The sequence below is a fragment of the Citrobacter sp. Cpo100 genome (assembly GCF_030332595.1).
In the GTDB taxonomy this organism is placed as follows: domain Bacteria; phylum Pseudomonadota; class Gammaproteobacteria; order Enterobacterales; family Enterobacteriaceae; genus Citrobacter; species Citrobacter portucalensis.
In genome coordinates this window covers 1-23,674 of sequence record NZ_JAOWHM010000024.1, presented here as the reverse complement: position 1 = coordinate 23,674, position 23,674 = coordinate 1, and the positions used below count along the sequence as shown (strand labels likewise).

22 protein-coding genes and 1 riboswitch are annotated in these 23,674 nt (G+C 54.2%); of the genes, 10 read left to right on the top strand and 12 right to left on the bottom strand.

Annotated features, from left to right (window positions below; all coding sequences use genetic code 11):
• Position 1: 1 nt before the first annotated feature.
• Positions 2–4,225: a DNA-directed RNA polymerase subunit beta' gene (gene rpoC / locus OGX96_RS02885; protein WP_003826919.1), complete on the top strand. Its 4,224-nt coding sequence runs from the start codon at positions 2–4 to the stop codon at positions 4,223–4,225.
• Between the two features lie 102 nt (positions 4,226–4,327).
• Here the strand turns inward: rpoC and OGX96_RS02880 are convergent, their stop codons facing one another.
• Positions 4,328–4,645, bottom strand: coding sequence for a PTS lactose/cellobiose transporter subunit IIA (locus tag OGX96_RS02880; RefSeq protein ID WP_008787121.1), 318 nt, complete (start codon positions 4,643–4,645; stop codon positions 4,328–4,330).
• A gap of 4 nt (positions 4,646–4,649) precedes the next feature.
• Positions 4,650–4,955, bottom strand: a complete 306-nt coding sequence (locus OGX96_RS02875; RefSeq protein WP_020996080.1) for a PTS sugar transporter subunit IIB — start codon at positions 4,953–4,955, stop codon at positions 4,650–4,652.
• Positions 4,956–6,049: 1,094 nt separating this feature from the next.
• On the opposite strand from OGX96_RS02875, the gene cspG reads away from it, so the two are divergent.
• Positions 6,050–6,262 carry a cold shock protein CspG gene (gene cspG, locus OGX96_RS02870; RefSeq protein WP_003033098.1) on the top strand — a complete coding sequence of 71 codons (213 nt, stop codon included), beginning with the start codon at positions 6,050–6,052 and terminating at the stop codon, positions 6,260–6,262.
• 119 nt (positions 6,263–6,381) lie between these two features.
• On the opposite strand, the gene thiH is transcribed toward cspG, so the two are convergent.
• The 7 genes from thiH to OGX96_RS02835 all read right to left on the bottom strand — a co-directional run bounded on the left by thiH (position 6,382) and on the right by OGX96_RS02835 (position 12,494).
• Positions 6,382–7,515, bottom strand: coding sequence for a 2-iminoacetate synthase ThiH (gene thiH / locus OGX96_RS02865; RefSeq protein WP_060683068.1), 1,134 nt, complete (start codon positions 7,513–7,515; stop codon positions 6,382–6,384).
• Entirely contained in the window at positions 7,512–8,282 is a 771-nt protein-coding gene (gene thiG / locus OGX96_RS02860; protein WP_286582210.1) for a thiazole synthase, read from the bottom strand. The genes thiH and thiG overlap by 4 nt, the downstream gene beginning before the upstream one ends.
• 1 nt (position 8,283) lies before the next feature.
• Positions 8,284–8,484, bottom strand: coding sequence for a sulfur carrier protein ThiS (gene thiS, locus OGX96_RS02855; RefSeq protein WP_016155307.1), 201 nt, complete (start codon positions 8,482–8,484; stop codon positions 8,284–8,286).
• Positions 8,465–9,223, bottom strand: a complete 759-nt coding sequence (locus tag OGX96_RS02850; RefSeq protein ID WP_003826902.1) for a HesA/MoeB/ThiF family protein — start codon at positions 9,221–9,223, stop codon at positions 8,465–8,467. Before OGX96_RS02850 ends, thiS begins: the two co-directional genes overlap by 20 nt.
• Complete coding sequence (thiE, locus tag OGX96_RS02845; protein WP_286582207.1) at positions 9,216–9,851, bottom strand: thiamine phosphate synthase; 636 nt, start codon at positions 9,849–9,851, stop codon at positions 9,216–9,218. Before thiE ends, OGX96_RS02850 begins: the two co-directional genes overlap by 8 nt.
• Complete coding sequence (gene thiC, locus OGX96_RS02840; protein ID WP_198803200.1) at positions 9,851–11,749, bottom strand: phosphomethylpyrimidine synthase ThiC; 1,899 nt, start codon at positions 11,747–11,749, stop codon at positions 9,851–9,853. Before thiC ends, thiE begins: the two co-directional genes overlap by 1 nt.
• Positions 11,750–11,832: 83 nt before the next feature.
• Positions 11,833–11,955, bottom strand: a riboswitch (TPP riboswitch).
• 50 nt (positions 11,956–12,005) lie between these two features.
• The gene (locus OGX96_RS02835) at positions 12,006–12,494 is read right to left on the bottom strand and encodes an Rsd/AlgQ family anti-sigma factor (RefSeq protein WP_032945654.1); all 489 of its coding nucleotides are present in this window, start codon (positions 12,492–12,494) and stop codon (positions 12,006–12,008) included.
• A gap of 96 nt (positions 12,495–12,590) precedes the next feature.
• Here OGX96_RS02835 and nudC point away from each other — a divergent pair, with 96 nt between their 5' ends.
• The 6 genes from nudC to OGX96_RS02805 all read left to right on the top strand — a co-directional run bounded on the left by nudC (position 12,591) and on the right by OGX96_RS02805 (position 16,956).
• Positions 12,591–13,364: an NAD(+) diphosphatase gene (gene nudC, locus OGX96_RS02830; protein WP_003033074.1), complete on the top strand. Its 774-nt coding sequence runs from the start codon at positions 12,591–12,593 to the stop codon at positions 13,362–13,364.
• Positions 13,365–13,414: 50 nt separating this feature from the next.
• Positions 13,415–14,479: a uroporphyrinogen decarboxylase gene (gene hemE, locus OGX96_RS02825; RefSeq protein WP_003826889.1), complete on the top strand. Its 1,065-nt coding sequence runs from the start codon at positions 13,415–13,417 to the stop codon at positions 14,477–14,479.
• Between the two features lie 9 nt (positions 14,480–14,488).
• Positions 14,489–15,169, top strand: coding sequence for a deoxyribonuclease V (gene nfi, locus OGX96_RS02820; RefSeq protein WP_079940060.1), 681 nt, complete (start codon positions 14,489–14,491; stop codon positions 15,167–15,169).
• 33 nt (positions 15,170–15,202) lie between these two features.
• Positions 15,203–15,793 (top strand): YjaG family protein, encoded by a 591-nt coding sequence (locus tag OGX96_RS02815; protein ID WP_003842015.1) that lies wholly within the window; start codon positions 15,203–15,205, stop codon positions 15,791–15,793.
• Between the two features lie 186 nt (positions 15,794–15,979).
• Positions 15,980–16,252 (top strand): nucleoid-associated protein HU-alpha, encoded by a 273-nt coding sequence (gene hupA / locus OGX96_RS02810; RefSeq protein ID WP_001044509.1) that lies wholly within the window; start codon positions 15,980–15,982, stop codon positions 16,250–16,252.
• Positions 16,253–16,263: 11 nt separating this feature from the next.
• Complete coding sequence (locus tag OGX96_RS02805; protein WP_032945667.1) at positions 16,264–16,956, top strand: DUF1481 domain-containing protein; 693 nt, start codon at positions 16,264–16,266, stop codon at positions 16,954–16,956.
• 61 nt (positions 16,957–17,017) lie between these two features.
• Here OGX96_RS02805 and zraP read toward each other — a convergent pair whose 3' ends face one another.
• The gene (zraP, locus tag OGX96_RS02800) at positions 17,018–17,461 is read right to left on the bottom strand and encodes a zinc resistance sensor/chaperone ZraP (protein WP_032945657.1); all 444 of its coding nucleotides are present in this window, start codon (positions 17,459–17,461) and stop codon (positions 17,018–17,020) included.
• Between the two features lie 264 nt (positions 17,462–17,725).
• Here zraP and zraS point away from each other — a divergent pair, with 264 nt between their 5' ends.
• On the top strand, positions 17,726–19,111 hold the full coding sequence (gene zraS / locus OGX96_RS02795) for a two-component system sensor histidine kinase ZraS (protein WP_286582204.1): 1,386 nt from the start codon (positions 17,726–17,728) through the stop codon (positions 19,109–19,111).
• 5 nt (positions 19,112–19,116) lie between these two features.
• The gene (gene zraR / locus OGX96_RS02790) at positions 19,117–20,442 is read left to right on the top strand and encodes a sigma-54-dependent response regulator transcription factor ZraR (RefSeq protein WP_198803206.1); all 1,326 of its coding nucleotides are present in this window, start codon (positions 19,117–19,119) and stop codon (positions 20,440–20,442) included.
• On the opposite strand, the gene purD is transcribed toward zraR, so the two are convergent.
• Positions 20,439–21,728: a phosphoribosylamine--glycine ligase gene (purD, locus tag OGX96_RS02785; RefSeq protein WP_286582201.1), complete on the bottom strand. Its 1,290-nt coding sequence runs from the start codon at positions 21,726–21,728 to the stop codon at positions 20,439–20,441. The two genes, zraR and purD, sit on opposite strands and share 4 nt — an antisense overlap.
• A gap of 15 nt (positions 21,729–21,743) precedes the next feature.
• Positions 21,744–23,333, bottom strand: a complete 1,590-nt coding sequence (gene purH, locus OGX96_RS02780; RefSeq protein WP_008787105.1) for a bifunctional phosphoribosylaminoimidazolecarboxamide formyltransferase/IMP cyclohydrolase — start codon at positions 23,331–23,333, stop codon at positions 21,744–21,746.
• Positions 23,334–23,674: the final 341 nt, after the last annotated feature.

Sequence of the window (23,674 nt, the reverse complement as noted above, 5' to 3'; positions counted from 1 at the left end):
CGTGAAAGATTTATTAAAGTTTCTGAAAGCGCAGACTAAAACCGAAGAGTTTGATGCGATCAAAATTGCTCTGGCCTCGCCAGACATGATCCGTTCATGGTCTTTCGGTGAAGTTAAGAAGCCGGAAACCATTAACTACCGTACGTTCAAACCTGAACGTGACGGCCTTTTCTGCGCCCGTATCTTTGGGCCGGTAAAAGACTACGAGTGCCTGTGCGGTAAGTACAAGCGCCTGAAACACCGTGGTGTGATCTGTGAGAAGTGCGGCGTTGAAGTGACCCAGACTAAAGTACGCCGTGAGCGTATGGGCCACATCGAGCTGGCGTCTCCGACTGCTCACATCTGGTTCCTGAAATCTCTGCCGTCCCGTATCGGTCTGCTGCTTGATATGCCGCTGCGCGATATCGAGCGCGTACTGTACTTCGAATCTTATGTAGTTATCGAAGGCGGTATGACTAACCTGGAACGTCAACAGATCCTGACCGAAGAGCAGTATCTGGACGCGCTGGAAGAGTTCGGTGACGAATTCGACGCGAAGATGGGTGCGGAAGCTATTCAGGCCCTGCTGAAGAGCATGGATCTGGAGCAAGAGTGTGAAACTCTGCGCGAAGAGCTAAACGAAACCAACTCCGAAACCAAGCGTAAGAAGCTGACCAAGCGTATCAAACTGCTGGAAGCCTTCGTACAGTCTGGCAACAAGCCAGAGTGGATGATCCTGACCGTTCTGCCGGTTCTGCCGCCAGATCTGCGTCCGCTGGTTCCGCTGGATGGTGGTCGTTTCGCAACATCGGATCTGAACGATCTGTATCGTCGCGTTATCAACCGTAACAACCGTCTGAAGCGTCTGCTGGATCTGGCTGCGCCGGACATCATCGTACGCAACGAAAAACGTATGCTGCAGGAAGCGGTTGACGCCCTGCTGGATAACGGTCGTCGCGGTCGTGCGATCACCGGTTCTAACAAACGTCCTCTGAAATCTTTGGCCGACATGATCAAAGGTAAGCAGGGTCGTTTCCGTCAGAACCTGCTCGGTAAGCGTGTTGACTACTCCGGTCGTTCTGTAATCACCGTAGGTCCATACCTGCGTCTGCATCAGTGCGGTCTGCCGAAGAAAATGGCACTGGAACTGTTCAAACCGTTCATCTACGGCAAGCTGGAACTGCGTGGCCTGGCCACCACCATCAAAGCCGCTAAGAAAATGGTTGAGCGTGAAGAAGCTGTCGTTTGGGATATCCTGGACGAAGTTATCCGCGAACACCCGGTACTGCTGAACCGTGCACCAACACTGCACCGTCTGGGTATCCAGGCATTTGAACCGGTACTGATCGAAGGTAAAGCTATCCAGCTGCACCCGCTGGTTTGTGCGGCATATAACGCCGACTTCGATGGTGACCAGATGGCTGTTCACGTACCGCTGACGCTGGAAGCCCAGCTCGAAGCGCGTGCGCTGATGATGTCTACCAACAACATCCTGTCTCCGGCGAACGGCGAACCTATCATCGTTCCGTCTCAGGACGTTGTATTGGGTCTGTACTACATGACCCGTGACTGTGTTAACGCCAAAGGCGAAGGCATGGTGCTGACTGGCCCGAAAGAAGCTGAGCGTATCTATCGCGCAGGTCTGGCCTCTCTGCATGCGCGCGTTAAAGTGCGTATCACCGAATATGAAAAAGATGAAAACGGCGAATTCGTTGCGAAAACCAGCCTGAAAGACACGACCGTTGGCCGTGCCATTCTGTGGATGATCGTACCGAAAGGTCTGCCTTTCTCCATCGTCAACCAGGCGCTGGGCAAGAAAGCTATCTCCAAAATGCTGAACACCTGTTACCGCATTCTGGGCCTGAAGCCGACCGTTATCTTCGCTGACCAGACAATGTACACCGGCTTTGCATATGCAGCGCGTTCAGGTGCATCTGTTGGTATTGATGACATGGTCATCCCAGAGAAGAAACACGAGATCATCTCTGAAGCGGAAGCTGAAGTTGCTGAGATCCAGGAGCAGTTCCAGTCTGGTCTGGTAACCGCAGGCGAACGCTATAACAAAGTTATCGATATCTGGGCTGCGGCGAACGATCGTGTATCCAAAGCGATGATGGATAACCTGCAAACCGAAACCGTTATTAACCGTGACGGCGTAGAAGAGCAGCAGGTTTCCTTCAACAGCATCTACATGATGGCCGACTCCGGTGCGCGTGGTTCTGCAGCACAGATTCGTCAGCTGGCCGGTATGCGTGGTCTGATGGCGAAGCCAGATGGCTCCATCATCGAAACGCCAATCACCGCGAACTTCCGTGAAGGTCTGAACGTACTCCAGTACTTCATCTCTACTCACGGTGCTCGTAAAGGTCTGGCGGATACCGCACTGAAAACAGCGAACTCCGGTTATCTGACTCGTCGTCTGGTTGACGTCGCGCAGGACCTGGTTGTTACTGAAGACGATTGCGGCACTCTGGAAGGCATCACCATGACCCCGGTTATCGAGGGTGGTGACGTTAAAGAGCCGCTGCGCGATCGCGTTCTGGGTCGTGTAACTGCTGAAGACGTTCTGAAGCCGGGTACGGCGGATATTCTGGTTCCACGCAACACGCTGCTGCACGAACAGTGGTGTGATCTGCTGGAAGAGAACTCCGTTGACTCCGTTAAAGTCCGTTCCGTTGTATCTTGTGACACCGACTTTGGTGTATGTGCGCACTGCTATGGTCGTGACCTGGCGCGTGGCCACATCATCAACAAAGGTGAAGCAATCGGCGTTATCGCGGCACAGTCCATCGGTGAACCGGGTACACAGCTGACGATGCGTACGTTCCACATCGGTGGTGCGGCATCTCGTGCGGCTGCTGAATCCAGCATCCAGGTGAAAAACAAAGGTAGCATCCGTCTGAGCAACGCGAAGTCGGTTGTGAACTCCAGCGGTAAACTGGTTATCACCTCACGTAACACCGAACTGAAACTGATCGACGAATTCGGCCGTACCAAAGAAAGCTATAAAGTGCCTTACGGCTCCGTTATGGCGAAAGGTGATGGCGAACAGGTTGCTGGCGGCGAAACCGTAGCAAACTGGGATCCGCACACCATGCCGGTTATCACCGAAGTGAGTGGTTTCGTCCGCTTCACTGACATGATCGACGGCCAGACCATTACTCGTCAGACCGACGAGCTGACCGGTCTGTCTTCTCTGGTGGTTCTGGATTCTGCAGAGCGTACTGCGGGTGGTAAAGACCTGCGTCCGGCACTGAAAATTGTTGATGCTCAGGGCAACGACGTTCTGATCCCAGGCACCGATATGCCTGCTCAGTACTTCCTGCCGGGTAAAGCGATTGTTCAGCTGGAAGATGGCGTACAGATCAGCTCTGGTGACACCCTGGCGCGTGTTCCGCAGGAATCCGGCGGTACCAAGGATATCACCGGTGGTCTGCCGCGCGTTGCGGACCTGTTCGAAGCACGTCGTCCGAAAGAGCCGGCAATCCTGGCTGAAATCAGCGGCATCATTTCCTTCGGTAAAGAAACCAAAGGTAAACGTCGTCTGGTTATCACCCCGGTAGACGGTAGCGAACCGTACGAAGAGATGATTCCGAAATGGCGTCAGCTCAACGTGTTCGAAGGTGAACGTGTAGAACGTGGTGACGTGGTTTCCGACGGTCCGGAAGCGCCGCACGATATCCTGCGTCTGCGTGGTGTGCATGCTGTAACTCGTTACATCGTTAACGAAGTTCAGGACGTATACCGTCTGCAGGGTGTTAAGATTAACGATAAACACATCGAAGTTATCGTTCGTCAGATGCTGCGTAAAGCCACCATCGAAAGCGCTGGTAGCTCCGACTTCCTGGAAGGCGAGCAGGTTGAATACTCCCGCGTCAAGATCGCAAACCGTGAGCTGGAAGCGAACGGCAAAGTGGGTGCAACGTTCTCCCGCGATCTGCTGGGTATCACCAAAGCGTCTCTGGCAACCGAGTCCTTCATCTCTGCAGCATCGTTCCAGGAAACCACGCGTGTCCTGACCGAAGCAGCTGTTGCAGGTAAACGTGATGAACTGCGCGGTCTGAAAGAGAACGTCATCGTGGGTCGTCTGATCCCGGCAGGTACTGGTTATGCGTACCACCAGGATCGTATGCGCCGTCGCGCAGCGGGCGAACTGCCAGCTGCACCGCAGGTAACTGCTGAAGATGCGTCTGCCAGCCTGGCAGAACTGCTGAACGCAGGCCTGGGCGGTTCTGACAACGATTAATCGTTGCCGACCATAATAAAAAACCCGCTTCGGCGGGTTTTTTTATGTCTATGTTATTTCTGATGGCGTTTATCAGGTCTACAAAGCCATCCGGCAGTGTCATTAATTTATCGGTGGTAACCGCCGATAAAGCTCAATCATATCGCCGGCCAGATCCTGAATCACCATGGCATTCATCAGGTGGTCCTGCGAATGGACGGTGATGAGATTAACCGGTAGTTTGCCAGTGCCCTCGTCAATACCGATCAGCTGGGTCTGGATTTTATGCGCTTGTTTGACGTACTCGCGTGATTCCGTCATCGCTTGTTCTGCACCGGCGAAATCACCCTTACGCGCCAGTTGCAGTGCCGTCAGGGCCTGGCTGCGGGCAGCGCCAGCGTTTACCAATAACTCCATGATGATCGTTTCTAACTCTTCCATACCATCACTCCAGTAGTTTCAGCGCCTTATCCAGTACCGCATCGCCTTTCATCATGCCGTAATCCATCATGTCGATAACGGCGACCTTTTTGCCTAGTGGGTCGGCGATCGCCTGTAGCTTGGCCTGTTCATACTTAACCTGTGGACCGAGCAAAACGATATCCGCTGTAGAGATATTCTCTTCAAACTCGGCCACCGGGACGGCTTTGATAGTGACGTCGACGCCTTTTTTCTGGGCGGCATCTTTCATCCTTTGCACCAGCATGCTGGTGGACATTCCGGCGGCACAGCATAAAACGATGTTTTTCATAAGCAGTCTCGATCAACATGTGTGAGTTGATAATTATCGCGAGCCAGCTATAGCAACAACTGCTTTGCAACGATTGTGTGCAAGGCATCACAAAGAAAGCCGCTTTTTCTGAAACCGGTTACAAAAAGAGGCAGAACCCTGCGATCTGGACCAGGGCCAGCGGCTTTTTGACTCGCTTATCACATGCTGGAATATATAATTACTGTCAATAAATACATGTTATAAAAAACAGTATTGACAGCGTTTTTTAAACCCGTATGTTAATACTTAACAGCGGAGAAATTGTAGTTTGCTGTTAACGTAGTAAGTGTTAGTAGAGCTTGATTGGGGTTTGCGATAAAGGCCACGAAGTATTTTTTGTATGGGATAGTCGATGCTGAAAACGCTATTTTTTCACTTCGACAATGCTTTCAGGCCACGTAGTTGATATATCTAATCGCAAAAAGTCAGTAAAGCGCGACGATGTAACGCCATGATTTTATAGTAAATGTTTGTGATTTCTGCTTTTCTGGTTATCACAAGGGAAATAAGGCAACGCATCAAAGAGTATATGTCGCGAGGGGAAGTGTACTTGTTTAGGTCACCAGTCTTGAGTTCTATTATCAAGCGGGTGGAATGTGTTTAACGGTAAATAGAGGAAAGCTTTAGTTAGTATCAATATCCAATATTATCTGTAGTAAACGTGTACATTTTAAATGTAGTACCATCAGCAGTATTAAATCGTTAAGTTTATTAATGTTAAATTTGAAGTGTGTAGTAACGTAAAGCCCTGACCGCAATAGTCGGGGCTTTTGTTCATTGTAGATCAAGCTGTTATCCAGGATGCTTAGCCGCGATGGTTCAACATTGCATCACTCAGTGGGTATTAAAAAAATTAATGCTTGCTTAATGATTAGAAGTAGGTCTACTATAGCGGCATCGGTTTGGAACACAGACCTTATGCAAGCAGTTTTAGTAAAGCAGTTCTCAGTTCAAGCGTTATCCTCAGATACTCTTCTTCATGAGCCTCCTCCCTAAGTGCCCCATAAGTTAATTTCTGCAAAACAGGCCATCTTCGCTGCATAAGCGGCTCAAAAACATGAAAGGAAGTATCTATGTCTAACAAAATGACTGGTTTAGTAAAATGGTTTAACTCTGATAAAGGCTTCGGCTTTATCACTCCTCAGGACGGTAGCAAGGATGTGTTTGTGCATTTCTCCGCTATCCAGAGTAACGATTTTAAAACGTTAGATGAAGGTCAAAAGGTGGAGTTCTCCGTGGAGAATGGCGCTAAAGGCCCGTCTGCTGTTAACGTTGTCGCGCTGTAATCGCCGATAATTTCACGAGCGCTTACGATAGCGATGAAGGCCAGAGCCCGAGCAGTTAAGTGCCAGTGAAGAAAAAACCCGCGAAAGCGGGTTTTTTTGTTTATGCGATTGCTCCTGACCTACGGTACCTGTGAAGCGCGCCCCAGATAGCTGTCCCAGTCTTTCCACACGGGCTGTAAACCCTGGGCCATGAGTGCTTCAGCAACGGCTTCTGGGCGACGATCGTCGTGCGGGGAGAACTGTTCCAGTTCGGGGTGGTTATCGGCATAACCACCGGGCTGGGTTTTTGAGAAGGCGCTGACGTTGTTGATCGCCAACGGGATCACATGGTCACGAAACCATGGCGATTCGCGGGTGGAGAGTGACAGCTCAATTTCTGGCGCCAGTAAACGAAACGCGCAAATGGTCTGGACCAACTGTCGCTCATCCATGATCGATGCAGGCTCAACGCCTCCGGTGCATGGGCGCAGGCGAGGGAAGGAGATAGAGTAACGGCTCTGCCAGTAATGCTGCTGCATCCATAGCAGATGTTCAGCCACCATATAGCAATCAACCCGCCAGCTGTCGGACAAACCAATCAACGCGCCAAGACCGATTTTGTCGATCCCTGCGCGGCCCAGCCTGTCCGGCGTTTCCAGGCGCCAGAAGAAATCCTGCTTTTTCCCTTTTAAATGGTGACGAGCGTAAGTTGCCTCATGGTAGCTCTCCTGATACACCATCACGCCATCCAGCCCCAGCGTCTTCAGCTCTGCATATTCAGCCTCTGACAACGGCTGTACCTCCATCTGTAAAGAGGCGAACTGGCGGCGAATGGCAGGCAAATGGCGACGAAAGTAATCCATCCCCACTTTTGCCTGATGTTCACCGGTGACCAGCAGCAGATGCTCAAAACCCAGCTCACGGATAGCCGCACACTCCCGTATTATCTCATCTTCGTCCAGCGTTTTACGTTTGATACGGTTGCTCATCGAAAAACCGCAGTAGGTGCAGTCGTTGGCGCAAAGGTTGGAGAGATACAACGGCACGTAAAAGCTCACCGTGTTACCAAAACGCTGACGGGTGAGCTTCTGCGCCCGCTGCGCCAGCGGCTCCAGATAATCGGCGGCGGCAGGAGAGAGCAATGCCATCAGATCGTCGCGACTAAGATGCGAAGCGTTGAGGGCGCGCTCCACGTCAGCGGCGGTTTTACCGTTGATACGCAGGCGGATGTCGTCCCAGTCCATCTGTCGCCAGCGGTCGCTGAACGTTTTCATGCGAAGGCCTCCAGGAATCCGGTTAACGGGCTGGTGGGACTTGCCTGCGAACTTTTGCTTCCTGGTACCGCCTGGCGTGCCAGCAAGCCAGCTTCAACGGCCAGACGGAAGGCGGTTGCCATCATCACCGGGCTGTCGGCTACCGCGATTGCCGTATTGACCAACACCGCGTCGGCGCCCATTTCCAGCGCCTGCGTGGCGTGGCTGGGGACGCCGATGCCTGCATCAACCACCACCGGCACGGTCGCCTGTTGGATAATAATCTCCAGCATCGCTTTGGTTTCCAGCCCCTGATTAGAACCGATAGGCGCGCCGAGCGGCATGACTGCAGAACAGCCTACTTCTTCCAGTCGTTTGCACAGCACCGGATCTGCGCCACAGTAAGGCAGTACCACGAAGCCCTTTTTCACCAGTGCTTCTGCGGCTTTCAATGTTTCGATTGGATCGGGTAACAGCCAGCGGGCGTCCGGGTGGATTTCTAATTTCAGCCAGTTTGTGCCCAGCGCTTCACGCGCTAACTGGGCAGCAAAAATCGCCTCTTCAGCGGTTTTTGCCCCCGAAGTGTTGGGCAACAGCGTCACACCAGCGTCTACCAGCGGCGCCAGAATGGCATCGTTGTGCTGACGCAAATCCACGCGCTTCATGGCCAGCGTTACCAGTTGGCTGCCGGAGGCGCGAATCGCCTCGATCATCAGCTGCGATGAAGCAAATTTTCCGGTGCCGGTGAACAGATGCGAATCAAACGTTTTGTCGGCAATACGTAACATATCAACCCCCTGCAATAACCTGAAAAAGCAGGATCTGGTCGCCTTCCTGCACGATTTGCTGCTCCCACTGCTCGCGCGGGAGGATCTGCTGATTGAGCGCCAGCGCCGCGCCCGGTTTAAGCTGATTAAGCGCAGTGAGCAGCCCACTGACGGTTTGTCCTTCGGCGCACTGCATCGGCTCATCATTGAACTGAATCTGCATGTTGCCCTCCGCATACCGGGCAGCCGCTGGCGCGTCGTAGTGCGAAGCTGCGCCACTGGCTGGTTTTACCGTCAAACAGGCGTAGCTCTCCGCTGGGCGTCTCAATACCGCTGAGCAATTTAATCGCTTCCAACGCCTGCAAGGTGCCCATCACGCCCACAACCGGTCCGACGATACCGGCGGTACGGCAGTTGCGTTCGGGCTCTACATCGTCCGGCCACAGGCAGCGGTAACATCCTTGTTCCCACGGGGGCGTCAGCACCATCAGTTGGCCGCCAAAGCCGACGGCGCTGGCGGTGACGAGCGGGGTGTTGAGCGTTACGCAGGCGGCGTTAATTTCCTGGCGCGTGGCCATGTTATCGGTACAGTCGAGCACCACATCGGCACGCGCTACCGCATGCCGAAGCGCATCGCCTTTCAGTCGCTGCTGGAGTGACACCAGCTCGATATCCGGGTTGAGCCGCGTCAGGCGCTGCTGGGCAACCTGCGATTTTGAACGTGCGATATCATCAGTGGTAAACAGGATCTGGCGCTGCAGGTTGCTCAGATGAATGTCATCATCGTCTACCAGCGTCAGTTTTCCGATGCCTGCTCCCGCCAGATACAGCGCGGCAGGCGAACCTAACCCGCCTAAACCGACAATCAGCACATGGCTATCGAGTAGCTTTTGCTGGCCTTCAATGGCGATATCGCCGAGCAGGATCTGTCGGCTGTAACGCATAAAGTCGCGGTCATTCATCGCCCACTCCCGCGATATCCAGTAGTTGGGCCGTGGCGACCTGCCAGTCAGCCGCCTGGGTAATGGCGCTGACCACGGCAATGCTGCCGACGCCGGTCGCCAGTACCGCCGGGGCGCGCTCAAGGCTGATACCGCCAATGGCGACGGTCGGGTAATCCGCTAATCGTTCAATATGGTTTGCCAGTTGCGTGAGTCCCTGCGGGGCGGAAGGCATCTGTTTGGTTTGCGTGGGGAAAACATGACCCAGCGCGATATAAGAAGGCTTGGCGGCGAGCGCGGCGTCGATCTCCATATCATCGTGAGTGGAGACCCCCAGGCGTAGCCCCGCCGCCTGAATCGCCTTCAGGTCGGTGGTTTCAAGGTCTTCCTGGCCCAGATGTACGCCGTAAGCGCGGTGCTTAATTGCCAGACGCCAGTAGTCGTTGATAAACAGGCGGGCGTCATAGCGACGCCCCAGTTCAATGGCGGCCATAACGTCGGCTTCGACCTCTTCATCACGCTTATCTTTAATGCGCAGTTGGATCGTGCGTACACCCGCCTGCAGCAAGCGTTCAATCCATTCCACGCTGTCTACCACCGGGTAAAGCCCGAGGCGAAACGGCACGGTCGGGAAATCAGGCTGGTACATTATGCCTCCTCTTTTTTGAGGTAGATTTCGCCGCCTTTGGCGCGGAAGTTCTCCGACATATCCGCCATGCCGACTTCAATTGTTTGTGCAGCAGCGTAGTCGCGAACCTCCTGGCTGATTTTCATCGAGCAGAACTTCGGCCCGCACATGGAGCAGAAGTGGGCGACCTTACCGGATTCCTGTGGCAGGGTTTCATCGTGGTAGGCACGGGCGGTGAACGGGTCGAGCGCGAGGTTAAACTGGTCTTCCCAGCGGAATTCGAAGCGCGCTTTCGACATGGCGTTATCGCGGATCTGCGCGCCCGGATGACCTTTTGCTAAGTCAGCTGCATGGGCGGCAATCTTGTAGGTAATCAACCCTTGTTTAACATCTTCTTTGTTCGGCAGGCCGAGGTGCTCTTTTGGCGTGACGTAGCACAGCATCGCGCAGCCAAACCAACCGATCATCGCCGCACCGATCCCGGAAGTAAAGTGGTCGTAGCCCGGTGCGATATCGGTGGTCAACGGTCCTAAAGTGTAGAACGGTGCTTCATGGCAGTGCTCCAGCTCTTCGGTCATGTTGCGCTGGATCATATGCATGGGCACATGACCAGGGCCTTCTATCATCACCTGCACGTCGTATTCCCAGGCGATTTTGGTCAGCTCGCCCAGCGTATGCAGCTCGGAGAACTGCGCTTCGTCGTTTGCATCCTGAATTGAACCCGGGCGCAGGCCGTCACCCAGCGACAAAGAGACGTCGTAGGCGGCGCAGATTTCGCAAATCTCGCGGAAATGTTCGTACAGGAAGTTCTCTTTGTGATGAGAAAGGCACCATTTCGCCATAATTGAACCGCCGCGTGAGACAATACCGGTCAGGCGTTTGGCAGTCATCGGCACGTAGCGCAGCAGCACGCCCGCGTGAATGGTGAAGTAGTCGACGCCCTGTTCGGCCTGCTCCAGCAGCGTGTCGCGGAAGGCTTCCCAGGTGAGATCTTCGGCGATCCCGTTGACCTTCTCCAGCGCCTGGTAGATCGGCACAGTACCGATCGGTACCGGACTGTTACGCAGGATCCACTCGCGGGTTTCGTGGATATAGCGACCGGTGGAGAGATCCATCACCGTGTCAGCGCCCCAGCGCGTCGACCACACCAGCTTCTCTACCTCTTCTTCAATGGAGGAGGTGACGGCAGAGTTACCAATGTTGGCGTTAACCTTCACCAGGAAGTTGCGACCGATAATCATCGGCTCGGATTCCGGGTGGTTGATGTTGGCAGGAATAATCGCGCGGCCCGCGGCCACTTCATCACGCACGAATTCCGGCGTGATGTTTTCCGGCAGGCGTGCACCAAAGTTCATCCCCGGATGCTGGTGACGCAGCACTTCACTGCGAATGCGCTCGCGGCCCATGTTTTCACGGATGGCGATGAACTCCATCTCCGGGGTCACTATTCCCTGGCGGGCGTAGTGCAGTTGGGTGACTCGCTTACCCGCTTTGGCGCGCTTTGGCGTCAGCAGGCCGGTGAAACGCAGCTCGTCCAGGCCATCGTCGGCCAGACGTTCTTTGGTATAAGCGGAACTCCGGTCGTCTAATTCTTCGCTATCGTTACGCGCCGCAATCCACGGCTGGCGCAGCTTTGCCAGACCCTGCTGGACGTTAATCGCCACGTCAGGATCGCCATACGGTCCGGAGGTGTCGTATACCGGAACGGCTTCGTTCTCTTCGAACTGCGGGTTGTCTTTGCTACCGCCAGTCAGCGTTGGGCTGAGCTGAATTTCGCGCATCGGGATACGGATATCCGGCTGCGAACCGGTAATATAAATGCGTTTTGAGTTAGGGAAGGCGGTCCCTTCCAGGGTATCGATAAAGTGTTGGGCTTGAGCGCGCTGTTCGCGGCGTGATGATTTAGTAGTGGCAGACATAGCTCATTCCAAATAAAAGTAAGGATATGGCTTGTCAGACGACGGATGAAGCAAGAGAGAAGCTCGCCCGGGGGCGATGCTATTGCAGATTGACTCTTGTTCCCTTCGCAGGTTTTAACCTGATCAGGTTCCGCGGATCCCGAATTAACGGTCTCAGCCTTTTCCACTCATGCTGCTGTGGAAAATAAGCACTCCGACAAGAAGTAACCTCAGTAAAGAGGTAATGAATGTAAACTACGCGTTAATGCCGCAAATCTCAAGCATGACGTTTGAGAGTGTTACTCTCGTGCATTGCGTCAAATACCAGCATGATCAGCTTATCTTCCAGCACGAATCGGGCTTCCAGTGCCTCGCCGAGATCCGATAAAACCTGTTGAAATTCAAGGAAGTTATCATGATCAATCGCAGTTTCCAGGCTGGAGTCATAGTAGTCCATGATCAGCTGCGTATTGGCTTCCAGCAGCGGCCAAATTTTTGTGGCTTTTAAAAGCTGCCCGTTCCCTTCCAATTTATGGAGAATACGTTCATAAATACTGAAGTGTCCGGTGGAGAGGTAATCGACCAGGCTCTGACAAAAATCATCCAGCGCCTTTTCATTGAGTCGCATGTACGATTCTTTGCCAGGCTTAATGCCAACCAGATTGTAGTAAGCCACGAGCAGGTGCTTACGTACATGTAGCCAGCGATCAACCAGTTTATTACTTCCTCCGACGTGCTCCGTCAGGCTTTCCAGCTGGTTTAGCATGATTGACTCCGCAAGATGGTGTTTAGGAACTGCTCACCCGTAAATGTAAAAATAATGTAAACAACATGCCTGTGAAGCAAAGGTTGCGCAAGAGATATGGATCGTATAATTGAAAAATTAGATAGCGGCTGGTGGATCGTCAGTCATGAGCAAAAGTTATGGTTACCTCATGGCGAGCTACCTTATGGCGACGCAGCCCGTTTTGATCTGATTGGTCAGCGCGCGCTGCCAATAGGCGAGTGGGAAGGGGAGACTGTCTGGCTGGTGCAGCAGCAGCGTCGACACGATATGGGGTCGGTGCGCCAGGTCATTGACCAGGATGTTGGCCTGTTTCAACTGGCCGGACGCGGCGTACAGCTGGCGGAGTTCTATCGCTCGCATAAATTCTGCGGCTACTGCGGTCATCCCATGCACCCGAGTAAAACGGAGTGGGCGATGCTCTGTAGCCACTGCCGTGAACGTTATTACCCGCAAATTGCCCCCTGCATAATCGTCGCTATTCGCCGAGATGATTCCATCCTGCTTGCCCAACATGTTCGCCATCGTAACGGCGTGCATACCGTACTGGCGGGTTTTGTCGAAGTGGGTGAGACCTTAGAACAGGCGGTGGCGCGTGAAGTTATGGAAGAGAGCGGCATTAAGGTGAAAAACCTGCGCTATGTCACTTCTCAGCCATGGCCGTTCCCGCAGTCTTTGATGACCGCATTTATGGCGGAGTATGATAGCGGCGAAATCGTCATCGACCCGAAAGAGCTGCTGGAAGCGAACTGGTATCGCTATGACGACTTACCGCTCTTACCCCCGCCCGGTACTGTCGCGCGTCGATTGATTGAAGACACTGTGGCAATGTGTCGGGCTGAGTACGAGTAAAGAGCGAGTGGTGATACACTGATGGACTGACGCAATAAGGAACTGCAAAAATGACCGAACTGAAGAACGATCGTTATCTGCGTGCGCTGCTGCGCCAGCCCGTTGATGTCACTCCGGTATGGATGATGCGCCAGGCAGGCCGCTATTTACCGGAATACAAAGCTACCCGTGCCGAAGCGGGCGATTTTATGGCGCTGTGCAAAAATGCCGAGCTGGCCTGCGAAGTCACGCTGCAGCCGCTGCGTCGCTATAAACTTGATGCCGCGATCCTCTTCTCGGATATCCTGACGATCCCGGATGCGATGGGACTCGGGCTGTATTTTGAAGCAGGAGAAGGTCCACGCTTCACCTCTCCAATTACCAGCAAGGCTGACGTCGACAAACTGCCGATCCCGGACCCGGAAGATGGGCTGGGGTACGTGATGAACGCGGTGCGTACTATCCGCCGTGAACTGAAAGGCGAAGTGCCGCTGATCGGCTTCTCCGGTAGTCCGTGGACGCTGGCGACCTACATGGTTGAAGGCGGCAGCAGCAAAGCCTTCACCGTGATTAAAAAGATGATGTACGCCGACCCTAAAGCGCTGCATCTGCTGCTTGATAAGCTGGCGAAGAGCGTCACGCTGTACCTGAACGCGCAGATCAAAGCGGGTGCGCAGTCGGTGATGATTTTCGACACCTGGGGTGGCGTGCTGACCGGTCGCGACTATCAGCAGTTTTCTTTGTACTACATGCACAAAATCGTTGATGGCCTGCTGCGCGAGAACGAAGGTCGTCGCGTACCGGTGACCCTGTTTACCAAAGGCGGTGGTCAGTGGCTGGAAGCGATGGCGGAGACCGGCTGTGATGCGTTAGGTCTCGACTGGACCACTGACATTGCCGATGCGCGTCGTCGTGTAGGTCATAAAGTGGCGCTCCAGGGCAATATGGATCCGTCCATGCTGTATGCGCCGCCAGCCCGCATCGAAGAAGAGGTGGCGACAATTCTGGCCGGATTCGGTCAGGGTGAAGGGCATGTCTTTAACCTGGGCCACGGCATTCATCAGGACGTCCCGCCAGAACATGCGGGTGTCTTTGTGGAGGCGGTACATCGGTTGTCCGAACAGTACCACCGCTAAGGAGTCATCATGGATCTCGCGTCATTACGCGCGCAGCAGCTTGAACTGGCTTCTTCAGTGATCCGCGAGGATCGTCTGAAGAACGATCCGCCGGATCTGATCGGCGGGGCGGACGTTGGGTTTGAGCAGGGTGGCGAAGTGACGCGAGCCGCAATGGTTTTGCTGAAGTATCCCACGCTTGAACTGGTCGAATACAAGGTGGCGCGTATCGCCACCACCATGCCCTACATTCCCGGTTTTCTCTCCTTTCGTGAAACTCCCGCGCTGATGGCCGCCTGGCAACTGCTCTCGCACAAGCCAGATCTGCTGTTCGTTGACGGGCATGGCATTTCTCACCCGCGTCGTCTGGGCGTGGCCAGCCATTTTGGTCTGCTGGTGGATGTCCCGACGATCGGCGTGGCGAAAAAGCGGCTGTGCGGCAAGTTTGAACCGCTCGCTGCTGAACCTGGTGCGCTAGCGCCGTTGCTGGATAAAGGCGAACAACTGGCATGGGTCTGGCGCAGCAAAGCACGCTGTAACCCGTTGTTTATTTCCACGGGCCACCGCGTGAGTATGGACAGCGCACTGGCGTGGGTTCAACGCTGTATGAACGGCTATCGTTTGCCGGAACCCACACGCTGGGCAGATGCGGTGGCATCCGAACGCCCGGCTTTTACTCGGCTTGCAGCAAAAACGCCCCATATCGGGTAAACTGCGGCTAATTTCCGTATTTGAGAACTCATCATGTTACAAAATCCGATTCACCTGCGTCTGGAGAAGCTGGAAAGCTGGCAGCACGTCACGTTTATGGCCTGTCTGTGCGAACGCATGTACCCAAACTACGCCATGTTCTGCAAGCAAACTGAATTTGGCGATGGACAGATTTACCGCCGAATTCTGGATCTGATTTGGGAAGCGCTGACGGTTAAAGACGCGAAAATCAATTTCGACAGCCAGCTGGAAAAATTTGAAGAGGCCATTCCTTCTGCAGACGATTACGATCTGTACGGTGTTTATCCGGCGATTGATGCTTGTGTGGCATTAAGCGAACTGATGCATTCGCGTCTTAGCGGTGAAACGCTGGAGCATGCAATCGAAGTGAGTAAGGCTTCGATTACGACGGTTGCGATGCTGGAAATGACTCAGGCTGGTCGCGAAATGACCGATGAAGAGCTCAAAGAGAACCCTGCCGTTGAGCAAGAATGGGATATTCAGTGGGAAATTTTCCGACTTTTAGCCGACTGTGAAGAACGCGATATTGAGCTGATAAAAGGGCTGCGTGCAGACCTGCGCGAGGCTGGCGAGAGCAATATTGGTATAAATTTTCAGCAATGACACCACAAAACGTGATTTAACGCCTGATTTGTCGTGCCTGAAGGCTTCCCATCCGCCCCCGGTCTGGTCTACATTTGGGGGGCGAAAAAAAGTGGCTATCGGTGCGTGTATGCAGGAGAGTGCTTTTCTGGCATTTCCGTCGCACTCGATGCTTAGCAAGCGATAAACACATTGTAAGGATAACTTATGAACAAGACTCAACTGATTGATGTAATTGCAGACAAAGCAGAACTGTCTAAAACACAGGCTAAAGCTGCTCTGGAATCCACTCTGGCTGCTATTACTGAGTCTCTGAAAGAAGGCGATGCTGTACAACTGGTTGGTTTCGGTACCTTCAAAGTGAACCACCGTGCTGAGCGCACTGGCCGCAACCCGCAGACCGGTAAAGAAATCAAAATCGCCGCAGCTAACGTACCGGCATTTGTTTCTGGTAAAGCACTGAAAGACGCGGTTAAGTAATTCGCGTGGCAGTGAACAGTTTTAACGAAGGGGCGGTTTCGCCCCTTTTGTCCATCTGGCGTCATACGCTTTGGCTTTCAGGTGTTCTGTTACTGTCTGCCTGCGGTAGCCATTCTGAGCTTCCTCCTTTCACGGCCAGCGGCTATGTTGGCGATCAGGGGGCGGTACGCATTTGGCGTAAAGACTCCGGTGACGATGTTCACTTGCTCTCGGTATTTAGTCCGTGGCGTAAAGGCGAAACCACTACCAGTGAATACCGCTGGCAGGGTGATTCGCTCTCTCTGATAGAACTCAACGTTTACAGTAAACCGGCTGAACATGTCCGTATACGCTTCGATGACCGGGGCGAACTGAGCTTCATGCAGCGTGAAGTCGACGGGCAAAAGCAGCAGCTTTCCAGCGATCAAATCGCGCTTTACCGCTATCGTGCCGATCAAATTCGCCAGACCAGCGATGCGCTGCGTCAGGGACGGGTGATATTGCGTCAGGGACGTTGGCATGCGGATAACACGGTCACAACCTGTGAAGGTGAAACGCTGAAGCCAGACCTGGAGTCGTGGGCGATAAACCATATCGAGCGCCGCCAGAGACATTCATCCGTAGAGGTGAGTGTGGCATGGCTGGAAGCGCCCGAAGGGTCGCAGCTACTGCTGGTCGCCAATGAAGATTTTTGTCACTGGCAGCCTACAGCCAAAACTTTCTGAAAACCTGAATACAGGAAATCAGCAGGCCTGATCCGTATAGCGTCATCAGGCATTAAGTCTTTTACCAGTGGCCCATTCCCATATGGCCGCCGCCGCGATGGTTACCGCCACCACCGCATCCGCCGTAGCCCATTCCCGCGCCACGTGGCACGCCAGCCTGCGCCATTGCGACATCACGTTTAACGCGCTGCTCGTCCAGAGACTGATTCAACGCTTCCATCTCTTTTGCAACGGCGTTAATTTTTGCCGTGTCCGGCGAGCTGGCCGTTAATAGTGCATTGTACTCATAACGTTTGGATGTCAGCTGTTGGCGCAACGCGCTGGTCTGGGAATAATAATCATCATAGATTTTCTGTGCGGCAGCCTGCTGCTCAGCGGTCATTGGCGTACCGCCCCGTTGCTGCATTCCGTCGCCATATCCCCAGTGATTCTGTGCCAGTACCGGGGTGGAGCCAAGTGCGATAAGAGAAAGTGCAATCAGTGCCAGTTTGTTGTTCCGTTTCATCGTTCGTTCTCCTGTTGGTTAGCTTACATTCCCTTTTGCATCTTCCGTGCCAAAGCGGCAATCCCAGTCCTACGGGCGTTGTACCCGCCGTCTTTGCAGGGAAACGAGTAAAAATGACTCGCCAGAACGCGCCAGCGAGTCATTTTTACCCGTTACTTTCAGCTGTTTGTGTCTGAGGGCAGGGTTATCAGGGGGAAAAAATGGCATGATTTCTGCTGTATACCTGCAACGATGAAAGGAACAAGCGGGGTGAAGGGAGAGCGTATGCGTCTTTATAAGGATACGGTGGCAAAGTGGTTGAGCCGACTCTTGCTGGCGGCAATCCTGATTTTGGTCGGCTGGTTTTCGATTATGACCATTCGGGACTATGGGCGGGAAAGTGGTGCCGCGCGGCAAACGCTACTGGAAAAAGGCAGCGTGCTCATTCGCGCTCTGGAGTCTGGTACGCGCGTAGGCATGGGGATGCGCATGCATCATGCCCAGCAGCAGACGCTACTGGAGGAAATGGCTGTACAGCCTGGCGTGCTATGGTTTGCTGTCGTCGATGAGCATGGTGTCATTATTACCCACAGCAATTCCGCGATGGTCGGCAAAACGCTCTATTCATCGGATGTCCTGCGACAGCTTAGTCCTGGGGAGCAAGAAAGCTGGCGGAATATTGAAATTCCAGCGAGGGATGGTGAAAAAACGCCAGCACTGGAAATTTATCGCCAGTTTCAGCCGATGTATGGTCCAGGACGCCACGGCATGGCGCGCTGTGCCAGCAATGACGGGCAGCTTATCTCCCCAGCACAAACCATATTTATCGCCTTTGATGCCAGCGATCTGACAGCGACTCAGGCAAGAGAGTGGCGTAACACACTGATAGTCCTCTCTGCGCTGGCGGCTGTGTTGCTGGCCACCGTGCTGACGTTCTTCTGGTATCAGCGCTATCAGCGCTCGTACAAAGAACTCCAGGATGCGATGAAGCGTAAAGAAAAACTGTTAGCACTTGGTCATCTTGCGGCTGGGGTGGCACATGAAATTCGTAACCCGCTTTCATCGATCAAAGGGTTAGCGAAGTATTTTGCCGAGCGAACCCCGGCAGGAGGCGAGTCGCATGAGCTGGCACAGGTGATGGCGAAAGAGGCGGATCGTTTAAATCGGGTGGTGAGCGAGTTGCTGGAGCTGGTGAAACCTGCACATCTGACGCTGCAAAAGGTGGATCTCAATGAGGTTATCACCCACTCATTACACCTGGTGAGTCAGGATGCGGCAAGCCGGGAAATCCAGCTCCGCTTTTCGGCCAATTCTACGCTGCCCGCTATCCAGGCCGATCCTGACCGACTGACTCAGGTTTTGTTGAATCTGTATCTGAACGCCATTCATGCGATTGGTCGTCAGGGCACGATCACGGTTGAAGCGAATGAAAGCAGCGGCGAACGCGTTAAAATTGTGGTTACCGATAGTGGGAAGGGGATTGCGGCGGAACAGCTGGAGGCCATTTTTACGCCTTACTTTACGACCAAAGCTGACGGAACCGGCCTCGGGCTGGCGGTAGTGCAGAACATTATCGAACAGCACGGTGGCACCATTCAGGTGGCAAGCGTTGAGGGCAAAGGCGCGACCTTTACCCTTTGGCTGCCGACCAAAGCGAAACAACAGGATTAACAAGGATGACGCGCGGAAAAATCAATATTCTGGTGGTAGATGACGATATCAGCCACTGCACCATTTTACAGGCGCTGCTGCGCGGCTGGGGTTATGAGGTCGCGCTGGCCTATAGCGGGCGAGCGGCGCTGGAACAGGTGCGCGAACGCGTATTTGATTTAGTGCTGTGTGATGTACGCATGGCGGAGATGGACGGCATCGCAACGCTGAAAGAGATTAAAGCGCTGAATCCGGCGATTCCAGTCTTGATCATGACGGCGTTCTCCAGTGTGGAGACCGCCGTTGAGGCGCTTAAAACCGGGGCGCTGGACTACTTAATCAAGCCGCTGGATTTTGACCGTCTGCAGGAGACGCTGGAAAAGGCGCTGGCGCATACGCGGGAAACGGGCGCTGAACTGCCATCGGCGTCGGCTGCGCAGTTTGGCATGATTGGCAGTAGTCCGGCGATGCAGAAGTTGCTCAATGAAATCGCGATGGTTGCGCCCTCGGATGCTACGGTGCTTATTCACGGAGACTCCGGTACGGGGAAAGAGTTGGTGGCCCGGGCGCTGCATGCCAGCAGCGCCCGTCGCGATAAACCGCTGGTGACACTCAACTGCGCGGCGCTTAATGAATCGCTGCTGGAGTCCGAACTTTTTGGTCACGAGAAAGGGGCGTTTACCGGGGCGGATAAACGGCGGGAAGGTCGCTTTGTGGAAGCTGATGGCGGCACGTTATTTCTTGATGAAATCGGTGATATTTCATCGCTAATGCAGGTGCGTCTGCTGCGGGCTATCCAGGAGCGAGAAGTGCAGCGCGTTGGTAGCAATCAGACTATTGCGGTTGATGTCCGGCTGATCGCCGCTACGCATCGCGATCTAGCAGAGGAAGTCAGTGCCGGGCGCTTTCGTCAGGATCTCTACTATCGCCTGAACGTCGTCACCATTGAAATGCCAGCGCTGTGCCAGCGCCGGGAAGATATTCCGCTGCTAGCCGAACATTTTCTCCAGCGTTTTGCCGCGCGTAACCGTAAAGCGGTGAAAGGCTTTACTCCGCAGGCGATGGATCTGCTGATCCACTACGACTGGCCGGGCAATATTCGTGAGCTGGAAAATGCGATTGAGCGCTCGGTGGTGCTGCTGACGGGGGAATATATTTCCGAACGCGAGCTGCCGATGGCGATTGCCGCGACGCCGATAAAAACGGAATTCAGTGGCGAGATCCAACCGCTGGTGGATGTCGAAAAAGAGGTGATTCTGGCGGCGCTGGAAAAAACGGGCGGCAATAAAACGGAAGCCGCCCGTCAGTTAGGCATTACGCGTAAAACGCTGCTGGCGAAAATTTCGCGTTAGCGTTGCTCGCGTTCAATGGCGCGCCAGCCGATGTCGTTACGGCTGAAGCTGCCATCCCAGCGGATGTCGGTCATCAGGGCGTAAGCGCGTTTCTGCGCTTCAGCCACAGTATGACCCAGGGCGGTGGCGCACAGCACGCGACCGCCGCTGGTCAGCACGCGATCGTCTTCGGCGAGTTTAGTGCCTGCATGGAACACTTTTCCGTCTTCTACTTCTTCCAGCGGCAGACCGTGGATCTCATCTCCGGTGTTGTAGTTGCCCGGATAACCTCCGGCAGCAATGACGACACCCAGCGAGGCGCGTTCGTCCCACTCGGAGGTTTTCTCATCCAGCTTGCCGTCGCAGGCGGCCAGGCAAAGCTCCACCAGGTCCGATTTCATGCGTAGCATGATCGGCTGGGTTTCCGGGTCGCCGAAGCGGCAGTTGAACTCGATAACCTTCGGATTGCCCTGTTTGTCGATCATCAGACCCGCGTACAGGAAACCGGTGTAGGTATTCCCTTCCGCCGCCATACCTTTTACGGTTGGCCAAATAATGCGTTCCATGGTGCGCTGATGCACTTCATCAGTTACCACCGGCGCTGGTGAGTAAGCACCCATACCGCCGGTGTTCGGGCCAGTGTCGCCGTTGCCTACGCGTTTGTGGTCCTGGCTGGTGGCCATCGGCAGCACATGCTCGCCGTCGACCATTACGATAAAGCTCGCTTCTTCGCCGTCGAGGAACTCTTCGATAACGATACGGTGGCCCGCATCGCCAAAAGCGTTACCTGCCAGCATGTCATGAACGGCGGCTTCTGCTTCCTCCAGCGTCATCGCCACGATAACGCCTTTACCGGCGGCCAGGCCGTCAGCTTTGATGACGATCGGCGCGCCTTTCTCACGCAGATAGGCCAACGCTGGCTCAATCTCAGTGAAGTTCTGATATTCCGCCGTCGGGATCTGGTGACGGGCGAGGAAATCTTTGGTGAAGGCTTTGGAGCCTTCCAACTGTGCAGCGCCTTCGTTTGGCCCGAAGATCTTCAGGCCAGCGGCGCGGAACGCATCGACCACGCCAATCACCAGCGGCGCTTCCGGGCCGACGATGGTCAGGTCAATTTTCTCGTTCTGGGCAAAGCTCAGTAGAGCTGGAATATCGGTGACGCCGATAGCCACGTTCTGCAACGCGGGCTCCAGTGCGGTACCGGCGTTACCCGGTGCGACAAAAACGGTATCAACCAGCGGGGACTGTGCGGCTTTCCAGGCCAGGGCGTGCTCGCGCCCGCCGTTGCCAATCACTAATACTTTCATCGTCTGCTCCGTGGATTAATGGCGGAAGTGGCGCATGTCGGTAAAGATCATCGCGATACCGTGTTCATCGGCAGCGGCAATGACTTCGTCATCACGGATAGAACCACCGGGCTGGATAACGCAGCTCACGCCAACGGCGGCGGCAGCATCAATACCATCGCGGAACGGGAAGAAGGCGTCAGAGGCCATTGCTGAGCCTTTCACTTCCAGACCTTCGTCAGCCGCTTTAATCCCGGCGATTTTTGCGGAGTACACGCGGCTCATCTGGCCTGCGCCTATGCCGATAGTCATGTTCTCTTTGGCATAAACAATGGCGTTGGATTTCACGAACTTGGCGACTTTCCAGCAGAACAGTGCATCGCGCAGCTCTTGCTCGGTCGGCTGACGTTTGGACACCACGCGCAGTTCGCCTTCGCTCACCATCCCCAGATCCCTGTCCTGAACCAGCAAACCGCCGTTAACGCGTTTGAAGTCCAGGCCCGGTACACGTTGTGCCCACTGACCGCAGGTCAGAACGCGAACGTTCTGTTTGGCGGCGGTGATTTTCAGTGCGTCTTCGGTTGCGGACGGGGCGATGATCACTTCCACGAACTGACGGGAGATAATTGCCTGCGCGGTTTCGGCATCCAGTTCGCGGTTGAAAGCGATGATGCCGCCGAACGCGGAGGTCGGGTCGGTTTTATAGGCGCGGTCGTAAGCGTCGAGAATAGAGGTACTTACCGCCACGCCGCACGGGTTAGCGTGCTTAACGATCACACAGGCTGGCTCGCTGAACTCTTTCACGCACTCCAGCGCCGCGTCGGTATCTGCGATGTTGTTGTAGGAAAGCGCTTTGCCCTGTACCTGCTGCGCGGTGGCAACGGACGCTTCTTTAACATTCTCTTCTATATAGAAGGCAGCCTGCTGGTGGCTGTTCTCGCCGTAGCGCATATCCTGCTTCTTAATGAAGTTCAGGTTCAGCGTACGCGGGAAACGACCGGCGGCCTCTTTGCTCTCACCGTGGTAAGCCGGAACCATGCTGCCGAAGTAGTTGGCAATCATGCTGTCGTAGGCGGCGGTGTGTTCGAAGGCTTTAATCGCGAGGTCAAAGCGGGTTTCCAGAGTCAGGGAGCCTTCGTTGGCATCCATCTCTTTAATAATGGCATCGTAGTCGCTGCTCTTCACAACGATCGCTACGTCTTTATGGTTCTTGGCAGCGGAACGCACCATGGTCGGGCCGCCGATATCAATGTTCTCTACCGCATCTTCCAGCGAGCAGCCTTCGCGTGCCACTGTCTCGGCGAACGGATACAGGTTTACAACCACCATATCGATAGGGGCGATACCGTGCTGTTCCATAATTCCGTCATCCTGACCGCGACGACCAAGAATGCCACCGTGGACTTTCGGATGCAGGGTCTTCACGCGTCCATCCATCATTTCCGGGAAGCCGGTGTAATCGGAAACTTCGGTCACTGGCAGACCTTTCTCCGCTAACAGGCGCGCAGTGCCACCTGTAGACAGCAGCTCCACACCACGTGCGGAAAGTGCCTGAGCGAATTCGATGATACCGGCCTTGTCAGAAACACTGAGCAGAGCGCGGCGGACTGGACGACGTTGTTGCATGGTAAATCCCCTGGATTTGACTATTACAGAGAGCGTTAGGTGAATTCTTGGCTAAAAACTCAGCTAACGCCCCTCACGGGGCATCCTTGTTTTGCGGGGGCATTGTAACGAAAACGTTTGCGCAACGCTCGCGAATTTTTAATTTTCGATTTTGACCTCTTCTTTTTCTGTTGAAGGAGGCTGATATAACGAGAGGATCGTAGAAACGATCGTGTGGTTTGTGGATAACTCTGTGTGTAAATGGGTATAAAGCGGGGTTTCGCTGTGGAATGCAGCAGTCAGTCATTTTTCTGTCATTTAAGGGTTGCGGGCCGCAGGAAACTCCCTATAATGCGCCTCCA

What these genes read in the sequence shown, in the direction of transcription:
- cspG (WP_003033098.1), top strand. Translation starts at nt 6,050, where the DNA reads ATGTCTAACAAAATGACTGGTTTAGTAAAATGGTTTAACTCTGATAAA.
- purH (WP_008787105.1), bottom strand. Translation starts at nt 23,333, where the DNA reads ATGCAACAACGTCGTCCAGTCCGCCGCGCTCTGCTCAGTGTTTCTGAC.
- zraR (WP_198803206.1), top strand. Translation starts at nt 19,117, where the DNA reads ATGACGCGCGGAAAAATCAATATTCTGGTGGTAGATGACGATATCAGC.
- purD (WP_286582201.1), bottom strand. Translation starts at nt 21,728, where the DNA reads ATGAAAGTATTAGTGATTGGCAACGGCGGGCGCGAGCACGCCCTGGCC.
- hupA (WP_001044509.1), top strand. Translation starts at nt 15,980, where the DNA reads ATGAACAAGACTCAACTGATTGATGTAATTGCAGACAAAGCAGAACTG.
- OGX96_RS02835 (WP_032945654.1), bottom strand. Translation starts at nt 12,494, where the DNA reads ATGCTAAACCAGCTGGAAAGCCTGACGGAGCACGTCGGAGGAAGTAAT.
- hemE (WP_003826889.1), top strand. Translation starts at nt 13,415, where the DNA reads ATGACCGAACTGAAGAACGATCGTTATCTGCGTGCGCTGCTGCGCCAG.
- nfi (WP_079940060.1), top strand. Translation starts at nt 14,489, where the DNA reads ATGGATCTCGCGTCATTACGCGCGCAGCAGCTTGAACTGGCTTCTTCA.
- nudC (WP_003033074.1), top strand. Translation starts at nt 12,591, where the DNA reads ATGGATCGTATAATTGAAAAATTAGATAGCGGCTGGTGGATCGTCAGT.
- zraP (WP_032945657.1), bottom strand. Translation starts at nt 17,461, where the DNA reads ATGAAACGGAACAACAAACTGGCACTGATTGCACTTTCTCTTATCGCA.
- thiC (WP_198803200.1), bottom strand. Translation starts at nt 11,749, where the DNA reads ATGTCTGCCACTACTAAATCATCACGCCGCGAACAGCGCGCTCAAGCC.
- OGX96_RS02850 (WP_003826902.1), bottom strand. Translation starts at nt 9,223, where the DNA reads ATGAATGACCGCGACTTTATGCGTTACAGCCGACAGATCCTGCTCGGC.
- thiE (WP_286582207.1), bottom strand. Translation starts at nt 9,851, where the DNA reads ATGTACCAGCCTGATTTCCCGACCGTGCCGTTTCGCCTCGGGCTTTAC.
- thiH (WP_060683068.1), bottom strand. Translation starts at nt 7,515, where the DNA reads ATGAAAACGTTCAGCGACCGCTGGCGACAGATGGACTGGGACGACATC.
- thiS (WP_016155307.1), bottom strand. Translation starts at nt 8,484, where the DNA reads ATGCAGATTCAGTTCAATGATGAGCCGATGCAGTGCGCCGAAGGACAA.
- OGX96_RS02880 (WP_008787121.1), bottom strand. Translation starts at nt 4,645, where the DNA reads ATGGAAGAGTTAGAAACGATCATCATGGAGTTATTGGTAAACGCTGGC.
- thiG (WP_286582210.1), bottom strand. Translation starts at nt 8,282, where the DNA reads ATGTTACGTATTGCCGACAAAACGTTTGATTCGCATCTGTTCACCGGC.
- OGX96_RS02815 (WP_003842015.1), top strand. Translation starts at nt 15,203, where the DNA reads ATGTTACAAAATCCGATTCACCTGCGTCTGGAGAAGCTGGAAAGCTGG.
- OGX96_RS02875 (WP_020996080.1), bottom strand. Translation starts at nt 4,955, where the DNA reads ATGAAAAACATCGTTTTATGCTGTGCCGCCGGAATGTCCACCAGCATG.
- zraS (WP_286582204.1), top strand. Translation starts at nt 17,726, where the DNA reads ATGCGTCTTTATAAGGATACGGTGGCAAAGTGGTTGAGCCGACTCTTG.